11 protein-coding genes and 1 pseudogene are annotated in these 13,034 nt (G+C 62.7%); 6 read left to right on the top strand and 6 right to left on the bottom strand.

What is annotated here, in order from left to right:
- Positions 1–115: 115 nt before the first annotated feature.
- Positions 116–1,750, bottom strand: a complete 1,635-nt coding sequence (locus ACTG2J_RS19975) for a sensor domain-containing diguanylate cyclase (protein ID WP_139442752.1) — start codon at positions 1,748–1,750, stop codon at positions 116–118.
- A gap of 83 nt (positions 1,751–1,833) precedes the next feature.
- Between ACTG2J_RS19975 and ACTG2J_RS19970 the strand changes: the two genes are divergently transcribed.
- Together ACTG2J_RS19970 and ACTG2J_RS19965 are read left to right on the top strand one after the other, a co-directional pair.
- A complete protein-coding gene (locus tag ACTG2J_RS19970; protein WP_047438803.1) occupies positions 1,834–2,274 on the top strand; it encodes a DUF2214 family protein in 441 nt (146 codons plus the stop codon).
- Positions 2,275–2,411: 137 nt separating this feature from the next.
- Positions 2,412–3,311: a DMT family transporter gene (locus ACTG2J_RS19965; protein ID WP_439989193.1), complete on the top strand. Its 900-nt coding sequence runs from the start codon at positions 2,412–2,414 to the stop codon at positions 3,309–3,311.
- 66 nt (positions 3,312–3,377) lie between these two features.
- Here ACTG2J_RS19965 and ACTG2J_RS19960 read toward each other — a convergent pair whose 3' ends face one another.
- From ACTG2J_RS19960 to ACTG2J_RS19950, 3 genes are all read right to left on the bottom strand, one after another.
- A complete protein-coding gene (locus ACTG2J_RS19960) occupies positions 3,378–4,004 on the bottom strand; it encodes a glutathione S-transferase family protein (protein WP_162628443.1) in 627 nt (208 codons plus the stop codon).
- A gap of 105 nt (positions 4,005–4,109) precedes the next feature.
- Positions 4,110–5,378, bottom strand: a complete 1,269-nt coding sequence (locus tag ACTG2J_RS19955) for an O-acetylhomoserine aminocarboxypropyltransferase/cysteine synthase family protein (protein WP_113740225.1) — start codon at positions 5,376–5,378, stop codon at positions 4,110–4,112.
- Between the two features lie 150 nt (positions 5,379–5,528).
- Positions 5,529–5,705, bottom strand: a complete 177-nt coding sequence (locus tag ACTG2J_RS19950) for a hypothetical protein (RefSeq protein ID WP_005355239.1) — start codon at positions 5,703–5,705, stop codon at positions 5,529–5,531.
- Positions 5,706–5,805: 100 nt separating this feature from the next.
- Between ACTG2J_RS19950 and sgrR the strand changes: the two genes are divergently transcribed.
- The 4 genes and pseudogenes from sgrR to ACTG2J_RS19930 all read left to right on the top strand — a co-directional run bounded on the left by sgrR (position 5,806) and on the right by ACTG2J_RS19930 (position 11,234).
- Positions 5,806–7,509, top strand: coding sequence for an HTH-type transcriptional regulator SgrR (gene sgrR, locus ACTG2J_RS19945; protein ID WP_162628444.1), 1,704 nt, complete (start codon positions 5,806–5,808; stop codon positions 7,507–7,509).
- A gap of 145 nt (positions 7,510–7,654) precedes the next feature.
- On the top strand, positions 7,655–9,832 hold the full coding sequence (gene katG / locus ACTG2J_RS19940) for a catalase/peroxidase HPI (protein WP_113740227.1): 2,178 nt from the start codon (positions 7,655–7,657) through the stop codon (positions 9,830–9,832).
- A gap of 264 nt (positions 9,833–10,096) precedes the next feature.
- Positions 10,097–10,488: pseudogene (locus tag ACTG2J_RS19935) on the top strand (acyl-CoA thioesterase).
- A 44-nt stretch (positions 10,489–10,532) separates the two neighbouring features.
- Positions 10,533–11,234 carry a hypothetical protein gene (locus ACTG2J_RS19930; RefSeq protein ID WP_113740287.1) on the top strand — a complete coding sequence of 234 codons (702 nt, stop codon included), beginning with the start codon at positions 10,533–10,535 and terminating at the stop codon, positions 11,232–11,234.
- Between the two features lie 36 nt (positions 11,235–11,270).
- Here the strand turns inward: ACTG2J_RS19930 and ACTG2J_RS19925 are convergent, their stop codons facing one another.
- Both ACTG2J_RS19925 and ACTG2J_RS19920 read right to left on the bottom strand, forming a co-directional pair.
- On the bottom strand, positions 11,271–12,020 hold the full coding sequence (locus ACTG2J_RS19925; RefSeq protein ID WP_439997836.1) for a lipase secretion chaperone: 750 nt from the start codon (positions 12,018–12,020) through the stop codon (positions 11,271–11,273).
- Positions 12,017–12,928: a lipase family alpha/beta hydrolase gene (locus ACTG2J_RS19920; RefSeq protein ID WP_031227935.1), complete on the bottom strand. Its 912-nt coding sequence runs from the start codon at positions 12,926–12,928 to the stop codon at positions 12,017–12,019. Before ACTG2J_RS19920 ends, ACTG2J_RS19925 begins: the two co-directional genes overlap by 4 nt.
- Positions 12,929–13,034: the final 106 nt, after the last annotated feature.

Genomic DNA, 13,034 nt, shown 5'->3' with positions numbered 1-13,034 from the left:
GTCGTGCGCCACACAGGCTTAACGTGCGGCAAGGAGCACGATAAACAAAGAGAGAGGCAGGAGCCTCTCTCTTTGTTTTTGCTGACAGCGTTGTGGTTGATGTTGGCGGTGGTGGCTACCCCTCGTTGGTTTGTTGCCGGGGCTCGCCAAAGGCGGGAATGTCCTCCTCGGCACTCTGGTGAGGGGTGTGGCGCAGCGGGAAGCAGATACGGTTTTTCCCCTCCCGCTTGGCCTGATAGACCCCCTTGTCGGCCAGCTCCACCAGCTCTTTGGCCGAGAGCCCGGAGCGGCTGAAGGCCACCCCGCCGCTGATAGTGATAGTGAGATCGGGTTCGCGCCACTCCAGCTGCTCCACCCCGAGCCGGAACGCTTCCAGCAGGGAGGGGAGCATCGGCTGCTCTTCGCCGTAACGGAAGATCAGCACCAGCTCCTCGCCGCCATAGCGGCAGAACCAGCCCCACTCGTGGAACAGATTCATGCCCAGCTTGCTCACCCGCTTGAGCACCACATCCCCCGCCTGATGGCCGTGGGTATCGTTGACTCGCTTGAAATCATCCAGATCGAACATCACCACCCCGAAGGGAGCGCCACTGTTGAGCTGCTTCTGCAGGCACTCGTCGAAGAAGCGACGATTGTAGAGCCCGGTGAGCTTGTCCTGATTGGCTTGCAGCCGGATCTGGGCAAAGTCCTGGCTGGCGGCATCCATCTCTTCATAGACCTTGGCCAGCTCCAGCATGCGGCGGCCGTTGTAGGCGATACCGCCGGAGCGGCTGGCGCGGATCAGCAGGGTGATCTCCCCCAGCATGCGGCGGAAGTAACGGGACCAGAGCAGGGCCAGCAGCAGATAGAGAATGCAGGCGACGGCAATCATCAGCTGCACGTTGATGGAGACGCTGTCGATCACCTGTTGCATGCTGGCAGTCGGCTCGACGCTGAGCAGGATCCAGCGCTGCTCGGGGATGCGGTAGTAGGAGACCATCAGGCCGCTGGCATCATCGAGGAAAAAGCCCTGCGGCTGTTGCATCCGGGCCAGCCAGTCGGGGTGGGCGAGGGGTTTGAATACCCGTTCGCGATCCGGATGGGCCAGCACCAGCCCGTCATGGTTGAGCAGGAGCTGATAGCCATTACCCAGATGGTGACTCTGAGCATGCCGACTGTTTAGCCAGCTGGCGAGGGGGGTGAGCTGGGTATCCAGCGAGAGTACGCCAACCCGCTTGCCGTCAGGATCTTTAATTACCCGAGCCAGCGCCATGGTGAGAGTGCCCAAGGTGTAGTCGTAATAAGGATCAGTCCAGACAATCTGTCCGGGATGGCTGGCGGCCAGCAGATACCAGGGGCGGGTTCTGGGATCGAACTTCTCGTCGGCCTGCCAGGATGGGTGGATCAGCATCTTGCGATGCTCGGTGCCCACGTAGACGTAATCGAGCTCCATCACCTTGTGATAGGCCTGCCACTGTTGCAGGTAGCGCTCGCCGTTGCGGATCTCCGGACCGCTGAAATCCCGATAATTTACCTGCTGATAAATGAGCGTAAACTGGCGTTTGAGGGTCGCCAGATAGGGTTCTATCAGGGTATGGAAATACTGGGTGTTGCGAGCAATCAGATATTGTTGCTGCTCGTGGCGCAGGGTGCGCTCCATATGCAGGTAGTAGATGCTGCCGAGCAGCAACACAGGGATAAAGAGCAAGAGGAAGCCCAGCCGCATGCGGGTGATCAAAGACCAAGTGTTCTTGGGCTTGGCGGGGGACATGAACAGATCCTTTTCGTCTCGGGTGACACCAGCATATATGATGCTGTGCGGCTCGTCTAAAGGCAGAAAATGAGATGTTTCCGATGCTGAACCACACTCTGCTCTCAATGATTCATTATGGCAGCATAGCGGTGCTGATCCTTGCCCTCTGTGTCGAGTATCTGATCTTTCGGCGCGGCCTGAACATGCTGCGAGTGCGCCGCCTGCTGCTGGCAGATGGGGTGGCGGCGCTGGCGCTCTTCTCCATCTTTGCGACCGGGTGTCTGCTGGCCCTCGAGCATGCCAGCTCGGTGGCAGAGATCTTTGCCCATCCTTCCCACGGCCTCAAGATGGGGCTGTTTCTGCTGATTGTCGGCTCCCTCGTTTATCCCAGCCGCCTCTTCTATCGCTGGCGTCGCGCCCTGCGTCTGGGCAAGGCGCCGATGATCTCCATCCAGCAGCACTTCCGGGTGGTGTGGATCCTGCGGGGCAATCTGCTACTGATTGCCCTGTTGGCCGTGTTCACCAAGTCCTCGCTGCTGTAACACTCGCGGTGCTCAAAAGCAGTGCAAGGCAGAGCGTTGAGAGCGAGAGCGAAGACAAAGAGTGGAGACAAGAGGATAGGGAGGCGGGTATCTTGGATCAGATAACCCGTCACGCGCCGATTTAAGGAAGAATCGCCATGCGCTCCAATCTGATGTTGCTGATGGCTGCCACCATCTGGGGTATGGGCTTTGTCGCCCAGCGCCTCGGGATGGAGCACATGGGGCCCTATACCTTCAATGGCCTGCGCTTTCTGCTCGGCGCCCTCTCCCTGCTGCCGCTGCTCTGGTGGCTCAAATCCCGACAACCTGTTGCCGTCGCGGGTGACCATCGCCAGCTGCTGATCGGTGGTGTGCTGGCCGGGCTGGTGCTGTTCTGTGCCGCCTCCCTGCAGCAGGTGGGGCTGCTCTATACCACTGCCGCCAAGGCCGGTTTTATCACCGGGCTCTACATCATTCTGGTGCCGGTACTGGGGCTGCTGCTGCGCCACAAGAGCGGCCTCAATACCTGGATTGGTGCCCTGATTGCTCTGACGGGACTCTATGTGTTGAGCGTCACCGACGAGTTCACCATCGGCTTTGGCGATCTGTTGCAGGTAGTTGGTGCCCTGTTCTGGGCTGTGCATCTGCTGCTGGTGGATCACTACTCCAACCGGGTTGCCCCCATCAAGCTGGCTGGAGTGCAGTTCGTAGTCTGCGGCCTGCTCAGCCTCGCCACTGCTTTTGTTATCGAAACCCCGACTGTTAGCGGCGCCGTGGCAGGTTGGCAGGCGCTGCTCTATGCCGGGCTGGTGTCGGTCGGGGTGGGTTATACCCTGCAGGTGGTAGGGCAGCGGGGTGCTCATCCGGCCCACGCCGCCATCATCCTCAGTCTGGAGACCGTCTTTGCCGCCGTGGGTGGCGTATTGTTGCTGGATGAAACGCTGGACGAGCGCGCCATCGCCGGTTGCGCCCTGATGTTGGCGGGAATGCTTATCTCCCAGATCAGGCTGCGCTGGTGGTGGAAGTCGCGCCGCGACAAGTTGCCTGCGACCAAGTAAACCGCAGCCCGCTGCATAACAAAAACGCCCCGACAGTCGGGGCGTTTTGCATGATGGCGATTCGGATCAGGGGCGCTGATCCAGCTCGCGCTCCAGCTCCATGGCCTTCTGACGGGCCGGATGGGTGTTGAGGCGTTCCCAGTAGGCTTGCAGGTGCGGGAAGTGGGCCAGCTGACCGCTTTGCGCCAGCAGATCCACCAGGAAGGAGTTCATGATGTCGGCGCCGGAGAGGCGATCCCCCACCAGATAGTGGCGATTCGCCAGTACCTCATTGAGGTAGCCCAGCACCTTGGCACACTCCGCCTTGGCGTAGTCCGGCAGGAAGCGCATCGGGCTGCCATCCTTGCGCACGAACATGTCTAGCAGCAGCGGCAGAATGCCGGAGCTCTCGGCAAAGTGAAGCCACTGCAGGTATTCGGGATACTCCGGGCTATCTGGTGCCGGTGCCAGCCGATCAGCGGCATAGCGGACAATCAGGTACTCGGTGATGGCGCCCGATTCCGCCAGCACCCGGCCGTCGAACTCGATGACCGGCGATTTGCCGAGGGGGTGGATGGCTTTTAGTTCGGGCGGTGCCAGAAAGGTGGTGGCATCGCGCTGATACGCCTTGATCTCATAGGGCTGGCCCAGCTCTTCGAGCAGCCAGATGATGCGTTGGGAGCGGGATTTGTTCAGGTGGTGCAGGACTATCATAACGACCTCGATTCGGTGGCAGGATGGGGTATACGAGCGGACGAGGGGGCGGTTCACCGGTAGTAAAAAAAGAGCGGGCTGATGCCCGCTCCCTCGTTGACTGACTCAGGCCTCCAGCGCCTGATCCAGATCCGCCAGTATGTCCTCGATCGCCTCGATCCCCACCGACAGCCGGATCATCTCCGGTTTCACCCCGGCCTTGGCCTGCTCTTCTTCGCTCAACTGGCGATGAGTGGTGGAGGCGGGGTGGCAGGCCAGCGACTTGGCATCGCCGATGTTGACCAGCCGCTTGAAGATCTTCAACGCATCGTAGAAACGTACGCCGGCTTCATAACCATCCTTCAGGCCGAACGAGAGAATCGCCGAGGGGCGACCTGCCATGTACTTCTCCGCCAGCAGATAGTGGGGGTGACCCGGCAGACCGGCATAGCTGACCCATGCCACCTTGGGGTGATGCTTGAGGTGGTTGGCGACCCGCAGGGCGTTGTCGACGTGGCGCTCCATGCGCAGGCTGAGGGTCTCCAACCCCTGCAGCAACAGGAAGGCGTTCATCGGCGCCAGTGCTGCGCCGGTATTGCGCAGCGGCACTGTGCGTACCCGCCCGATAAAGGCGGCCGGGCCAAAGGCCTCGGTATAGACCACCCCGTGGTAGGAGGGTTCGGGTTTGGTCAGCTGGGGGAAGCGCTCGGCGTGATCCGCCCAGGGGAACTTGCCCGAGTCGACCACCACGCCGCCCAGCGAGTTGCCGTGGCCGCCGACATATTTGGTCAGGCTGTGGACCACGATGTCGGCACCGTGTTCGATGGGCTTGCACAAGACCGGCGTGGCGACCGTGTTGTCGACGATGAGCGGCACGCCGCGGGCATGGGCTGCCTTGGCCAGTGCGGCCAGATCGACGATGTTGCCCGCCGGGTTGCCGATGCTCTCGCAGTAGACCGCCTTGGTCTTGTCGTCGATCAGGGCGGCGATGGCTTCGGCACTGTCATCCTTGGCAAAGCGCACCTCGACCCCGAAATTCGGCAGCATGTGGGCGAACAAGGTGTAGGTGCCACCATAGAGCTGGGGTGTGGAGACAATGTTGTCACCGGCGGCGGTCAGCGCCTGAATGGCGTAGGTGATGGCGGCGGAACCTGCCGAGACCACCAGCGCGGCGATCCCCCCTTCCAGCGCGGCCATCCGCTGCTCCAGCACATCATTGGTGGGGTTCATGATGCGGGTGTAGATGTTGCCCGGCACCGCCAGATTGAACAGATCCGCCCCGTGCTGGGCGCTCTCGAACTCGTAGGCCACCGTCTGGTAGATGGGCACGGCGACCGCCTTGGTGGTGGGGTCGCTGGAAAAGCCGTGGTGCAAGGCCAGGGTCGCATCTTTCATCACACACTCCTTGTTGGATGTTGCTTGTCGCAGTTATAGATGGATAGACGTCCAATCTATCAGGCTCGTGGCCGATGTAAACAGCAAGATCCGGCAAAGCAGTGTCTCCCGCAGGGGATGCGTGTCCCGAGTGGTTGGCATGGCCCTCATTCAGAGGCGACGGCGATACTCCTTGTCATCGATCTGGTTCATATCCCACTGCATCAGGCGGTTGAGCTGCTGCATGGGATCCTCGATGAGCGGCAAGGGGCGTGGCAGGATCCGCTTGAAGTAACGGCGCAAGGTCTGCTGGATCCGGTTCGGTTTGATGGGGTTGGCGTGGCTCATGATGGTGCTCCTGTGCAGTGGTTCTCACGTTCATCAGCAGTATTGAGCTAAAATGCGGAAGTAAAAACTGATGACTTATAGCAACAGGATTTCCTCTTTTATGCCGACCGGTCGCCTCTATCAGCAATTTCAACGACTCGCCCAGCTGCTTGGCTGCGATGAGCGGGAGATCAGCCTCGCCGAGGTGGCGGATCTGCTCTGCTGCACCCCGCGCAACGCCCGCCTGCTGCTGCGGCGGATGCAGGATCAGGGCTGGCTCAGCTGGTCGGCGGAAGCGGGTCGGGGGCGGCGCTCCCGGCTCACCCTGCTCGATAGTCAGGAGAGCCTGACCCGGCGCCGCTTGCGGGATCTGCTCAGTCAGGGCCAGCTGGCGCAGGCGGTGCGGTTGGCCGAGGATCGCCTCGATCTGCTCACTCCGTTGCTGATCGAACAGCTCGGTCAGGCCACCCGCGAGGGGCGCCAGATCCTGCGGGTGCCCTACTACCGGCCGTTGCCGCAGTTGCTGCCCACCGGCCCGATGCGCCGCTCCGAAATTCACCTGAGCCGCCAGATCTTCAACGGCCTCACCCGGCGAAATGAGGAAAATGGGGAAATCGAAGGGGATCTGGCTCACCACTGGGAGTGTCTGGGCCCCTGTCACTGGCGTTTCTACCTGCGCCCGGCGGTGCGTTTTCACCACGGTCGCGAGCTGGTGGTGGAGGATGTGATGGAGAGTCTGTTGGCCCTGCGGGATCGCCCGCTGTTCGCCCATCTGGATCGGCTGGAGAGCCCCTGGCCGCGCACGCTGGATCTCTATCTCGACAGTCCGGATCCCTGGCTGCCCCACCTGCTGGCCGAACCGGTTGCGACCATTTTGCCACGGGAGCTCAAGGGGGAGACGGGCTTTGCCCTGCAACCTGTGGGCACCGGCCCTTACCGGGTGGCCGCCAACGATCCCCTGCATCTTTGCCTTGCGGCGTTTGACGACTACTTCGGCCTGCGCGCCCTGCTCGACGAGATCGATATCTGGATGCTGCCGGAGCTGGCGGAGCGACTGGAGACCCACCTGCAGCTGGGGCGCGACAGCCCTGAGCTCGGTACTATGCGCGGCGAGTCGGAGCTGGAGTCGGGCTGCTACTTCCTGCTGCAGGACGATCGTTCCGGATCCTTGCGGGATCCCGCCCTGCGCCAGTGGCTCGGCCAGCTGCTCAATCCGGTGGCCCTGATGGGGCGGGTCGCCCCCGAGTTGCAACGGGGCTGGACCAGCGCCCTCGGCCTGCTTCCTCACTGGCGCGAAGCGTTGCCCGCGCCCTTGCCCACACCTGCGCAGTTGCCGGGGAGACTGGTGCTCGCCTGCTTCAACCAGCATCTGGAGTTCAACGAGTGCGCCAACGCCATGAGCAGCCTGCTGGCCGAACAGGGGATCAGGCTCGAGGTGCGCACCCTCGATTACGGTCGCTGGGTGAGTGGCGAGGATGAAGACGTGGATCTCTGGCTCGGCACCCTCAACCTCGAACATGCCGGCCCCTTTGCCCCCTACGTCTGGTTGCAGGGCACCCCGTTGCTGCGCAAGGTGTGGAGCAGTCAGCATGAGTTGTGGCAAGGGTTGATGCAGTGGCGCGCCAGCGGTGAGGAGCCTGGCCCCCGCGCCCTGCTGGCAACGGTGCAGCAGCAGAGCTGGTTTGTGCCGCTGTTTCACCACTGGCTGGAGCTGGAGAGCCGGATCGGCGTGCACGGGGTGCGGATGACAGCGCTCGGCTGGTTCGATTTTCGCAGCGCCTGGCTGCGGCCCGAGCCGCCCCATCAGCCCGCAGAGGCGCCATAGTTCGTCCAATTTCTGTCGCGGCCGACGAGTGCTCCGTGGCCGCTTGCGTGAAAGATCCGTAAATCGGCCGCTGCTGCACAGTTTGTGTCACGCCTCTGTGCCATGCTGTTTCAGGTTATGGACAGCAGAGCAAATGAGGAAAACGATGAGCAACAATTCAGACAGTTCCGCAGGAAAATGCCCGGTCATGCACGGGGGAACCACCTCCGTCGAGACGTCCAGAATGGAGTGGTGGCCGAAGAGCCTCAACCTCGACATTCTTCACCAACACGATACCAAGACCAATCCGCTGGGGGCCGGTTTCAACTATCGGGAAGCCTTGAAGGGGCTCGATATGGCGGCCCTCAAGCAGGATGTGACCGCCCTGATGACCGACAGTCAGGAGTGGTGGCCCGCCGACTGGGGCCACTACGGCGGCCTGATGATCCGCATGGCCTGGCACTCGGCCGGGACTTACCGCATCGCCGATGGCCGCGGCGGCGGTGGCAGCGGCAACCAGCGCTTTGCCCCTCTCAACTCCTGGCCGGATAACGCTAACCTCGACAAGGCCCGTCGCCTGCTGTGGCCCATCAAGAAGAAGTACGGCAACAAGATCAGCTGGGCCGATTTGATCATTCTGGCGGGCACCGTGGCTTATGAGTCCATGGGGCTCAAGACCTTCGGCTTCGCCTTTGGCCGCGAGGATATCTGGCATCCGGAGAAGGATATCTACTGGGGATCGGAGAAAGAGTGGCTGGCGCCCAGCGGCAAGCCGGGCGGTCGTTACTCCGGCGAGCGGGATCTGGAAAACCCGCTGGCGGCGGTGATGATGGGGCTTATCTACGTCAACCCGGAAGGGGTGGATGGCCAGCCCGATCCGCTGAAAACCGCGCAAGATATGCGAGTCACCTTCGCCCGCATGGCGATGGATGATGAAGAGACGGTAGCGCTGACCGCCGGTGGCCACACCGTCGGCAAGGCTCACGGCAACGGCGATGCCAAACAGCTTGGGCCCGAGCCGGAAGGGGCCAGCCTCGAGGAGCAGGGGCTCGGCTGGATTAACCACCACAACCGCGGCATCGGCCGCAACACTGTGACCAGCGGCATCGAAGGGGCCTGGACCACCCACCCGACCCAATGGGACAACGGCTACTTCGAGCTGCTGTTCAAGTACGACTGGTGGTTGCAAAAATCACCGGCGGGGGCCCATCAGTGGGAACCGATCAATATCGCCGAAGAGGATATGCCGGTGGATGTGGAGGATCCGTCGATCCGCTGCAAACCCATGATGACGGATGCCGATATGGCGCTCAAATTCGATCCCGAGTATCGCAAGATTGCCGAGCGCTTCCGCGATGACCCGGCGGCCTTCTCCGACGCCTTTGCCCGCGCCTGGTTCAAGCTGACCCACAGGGATATGGGGCCGAAGAGCCGCTATGTCGGCCCCTATGTGCCGACAGAAGATCTGATCTGGCAGGATCCGGTGCCTGCCGGACGTGCCGATTATGACGTGGCGACGGTGAAGGCCAGGATCGCCGCCAGCAGCCTCTCCATCAGCGAGCGGGTGAGTACCGCCTGGGATAGCGCCCGTACCTTCCGTGGCTCTGATAAGCGGGGCGGTGCCAACGGCGCCCGCATCCGGCTGGCACCGCAGAAGGATTGGCCGGGCAACGAACCGGCGAGGCTGGCGAAGGTGCTGGCGGTCTATGACAAGCTGGCGGCCGAGTGTGGCGTCAGCGTCGCGGATCTCATCGTGCTGGGGGGCAACCTCGCCATCGAGCAGGCTGCCCAGGCCGCCGGAGTGACGGTGAGCGTGCCGTTTGCGCCGGGCCGGGGAGACGCCACTCAGGCCCAGACCGATGTGGCCTCGTTCGAGGTGTTGGAGCCGCTGGCCGATGGCTTCCGCAACTGGCTCAAGCAGGACTATGTGGTAACGGCGGAGGAGCTGCTGCTGGATCGCGCCCAGCTGATGGGGCTCACCGCCTGCGAGATGACGGCGCTGGTCGGCGGGATGCGGGTGCTCGGCACCAACCACGGCGCTACCGGGCACGGAGTCTTTACCGATCGGGTCGGGGTACTCAGCAACGACTTCTTCGTTAACCTGACCGACATGGGCTACCAGTGGCTGCCGAAAGCGAGCAATCTCTACGAGATCCGCGATCGCCGCAGCGGCGCCCTGAAATGGACGGCCACCCGGGTGGATCTGGTGTTCGGCTCTAACTCGGTGTTGCGCGCCTATGCCGAGGTCTATGCCCAGGATGACAACAAGGAGAAGTTTGTCTGTGACTTCATCACCGCCTGGAACAAGGTGATGAATGCGGATCGCTTCGATCTGCTCGGCTAGTCCCCAAGCCGTTTGGTTATCTGCACCAGCCCCACACAGCCAAGATGTGCGGGGCTTTTTACTGCCCGCTTTTCTGTGCAGCCCTACAATCCGCCGCGCTGCGACACCCGCTGGCCGGTCGCGCAGGGCCGTGGGCATCCCTGTGCTTGGGCCAGCAGTATCATGTAACATGCTGATCCGCTGGTGATGCCCGGCGGCCACCCATTGGCCACTGATGTCCCATGAACGGACAAGGACAGAAACAAAGAGACAAGGAGTCAACCCATGCTGGAAATGCAGATCCAACCCCGCTTTCAGGAGACGGATGCCCTCGGCCATATCAACAATACGGTGCCGGCGGTCTGGTTCGAATCGGCGCGGGATCCCCTGTTCCGGATCTTCTCCCCCGATCTGGATGTGCATAACTGGCATCTGATCATCGCGGGCTACACAGTGCAGTTCAAACGGGAGCTGTTCTACGGCCAGCCGGTCACCATCAAGACCGGCGTACGCCGCATCGGCACCAGCTCATTTACGGTCTGGCAGGAGGCCTGGCAGGGCGGCGAACTGTCACCGCCGAAACTACCCTGATCCATTTTGACTACCGGGCCCGCCAATCCCTGCCCCTGAGCGATGCTCACCGGGAAGGACTGCGGGCCTGGCTGACAGAGAGTTAACCACGGGCCGGATGGCCCATCACAGGAGTGTTATGTACAACTCAATGCGCAACACAGCGATCGCGCTGACCCTGGGATTCTGCTCCCTCCCTTCTCTGGCCGCTTCTCTCGCCGAGCAGTTTACCCTGATGGAGAAGGGGGCCGAGAGCGCCCTCGATACCCGTCAATTCAGCCATGACGGCGTCGATATCAAGGCCTGGATCGATGGCGCCCCCGTTATCATCGCCGTGCCCATCATGAACGAGCTGGGCAAGCTGGAAGGGGAGAGCCGCTACTACTTCAAGGGCGGCAAGCTGTTCGGGGTCAAAGAGCCCGCCGCCCAGTTCGCCTTTGACGACAGCGGCAAGCTGACCCAATGGCTGGACGAGAAGGGGCAGCCCGCCGAGTTCGTCAGCAAGATGAGCATGCAGCAGCGTCAGGAGTGGCTCACCAAGCGAGCCGCCGAGTTGAGCAAGCTGTTTGTGGTGAGCGCGACCGAACAGAAGGCGGCCAAGGGGGGCGTCAAGCTGAAGGGGGCGGATCTCGCTCACTGGCTCTGCAACGGCAAACTGATGGATCTCGCCCACGGCGACAAGGTGATCTTCGAGCAGGATAAGCTGAAGATTGGCGAGCAGGGGATCGAAGGGGAGGTCTCTCTGCGTCAGGAGAAGGGGTGGCAGGAGCTGAGCCTCAAGTGCGAGGTGCAGGGCACTCAGGTGACCCGCCTCACCTGGCAGCCGCTGCCGGGGGCCAACAAGCCGCAATAAGCGCAATAGCAAGGGGGCCCATCACGGGCCCCCTTCTCATTCGGTGTGTGGCTCCCCCAGCTTGAGCCGGGTGAGTGCCTCGACCCGGCGCCACTGTCCTGGCTCGAACCAGCGTGCCAGCAGTTCCTGCTGCTGTTCGGCCCGGGCCTCGTTCGGCAGTTGTCTGAGCTCGGCCAGAAAGCCGCTGAGCTGCTCCTCGAACCCTTGCCGGTTCTGCTCCAGCTGGCGCATCCGATCCACCGCTTCCGGCCCCCCCGTCTCCAGCAGCAGAGCCTCCCGTTTGGCTGGCTCCATCTGCGCCAGCTCTTGCAACTCCTCAAGCAGGCGGCTGTTGGCCTCCGCCTCGCGAAACCAGCCCGGTTGCTCCGCCAGCCAGAGATCCAACTCGCTGGCCAGCTGCGACTTGTCGCTGTCTCTTGCCTCCGCCAGCGCCCTGCGGCGCAGGGTCAGCTGCTCCATCAGTCGATCCTCGGCAAACAGCTGGGCCTGCTCCGCCGGGGTAAAGCTCTGCTGGCGCAGCTGCTCCCGCTCGTCAAACAGGATCTGCAGGCTGGCGAGGGAGATCTCGGTGGGCACCGTCAGGCTGCTCTGGGCGGAGACAAAGGTGCGATAGCGCGCCTGCAGGGCATCGGCGGTCTCCTGCTCGGGATCGTGCGGGTGGCTCTGTGCATGCTGGCTGGCTTGAGCGGGGGATGAGTCTGCCGTCGGTGCCGTGGGCCAGAGCAACCCCCCGCCAAGCAGCAGGGTGATGGCGCAGGGCACGACGAGCAGGGTGGCTATCTTCATAGTCCCAGCTCCTTGAGACGGTTGGCATGCTGGCGATAGAGGGTGACCGGATCGGTCTCGAACAGATGGTGGATGCCGAAGGACTGGTTCACTTCGTCCAGATGGTTCATCCGGTAGTCGGTGCCGATCACCTTGCCGAGGTGGCTGCTGCAGACCCCGACCAGTCCGTCATTGGGCTCCTTGAAGAAGGCGCCGGTCAGCGCCAGCGCCGGATCCACCGGATCCAGCAGATTGGTCAGGTTGCCGCGCCCGCTCCAGGAGAAGTAGTAGACGCCGTTGCTGGCCTGCATCGGCCCCTCGCCGCAATAGCGGCTGGGCAGCCCCTCCGGGTAGCGCTGGTTGAACTGGCTGGCCCCCTTGCTGGTGAGGGCATCGAGGGCGGCGACCGGATCTTGCGGCAGCTGGCTTCCCCCCGAGAGCAGTGAAATCATGCCGGAGAGGGCGTGGGCCGCGGCGGCAGCCAGCTTCTCGGCGGCGCTGCCGGGGGCGGCATTGGCCCGCACCAGATCGGCAATCTCAGAACCGTAGTTGACGCCGCCGACGCTGGTGGCGGAGGCGACCAGCTCGGGGGCGACCGAGGCGACATAGCGGATGGTAGGGCCGCCGTGGGAGTGGCCGATCAGGTTGACCTTCTCGGCGCCGGTGGCAGCCAGCAGCAGCTCAACCTGGGCGAGTAGCTGCTCCCCCCGTTGTTCCGAACTGGCGGTGGCCGATACCTGAGCCACGTAGACTTTGGCACCATCCCGGCTCAGGGCCTGGGGAATGCCGTAGAAGTAATCGACCCCGAGCAGCTTGTCGAAACCGAACAGGCCGTGCACCAGCACTATGGGGTAGCGGGTCTGGGTGTATCCGCTGGCGTGTGCCAGCATGGGCAGGGTGCAGAGCAGCACCAGAAGCCATCTCTTCATCATCAGCATCCTTGTTGATTCGTGAGGAACAGATTGTGTGGCGTACTCCATGTTCGCCGGTGCCAGTATGGTGGCTGCTGACGGGAGAGGCTGTGAGGGGGATCGC

Origin of the sequence: Aeromonas sp. 6P, from assembly GCF_051919525.1 — a bacterium.
GTDB lineage: Bacteria > Pseudomonadota > Gammaproteobacteria > Enterobacterales > Aeromonadaceae > Aeromonas > Aeromonas veronii.
The sequence above is the reverse complement of the archived record's forward strand: the minus strand, read 5'-3'. Positions and strand labels throughout refer to the sequence as shown.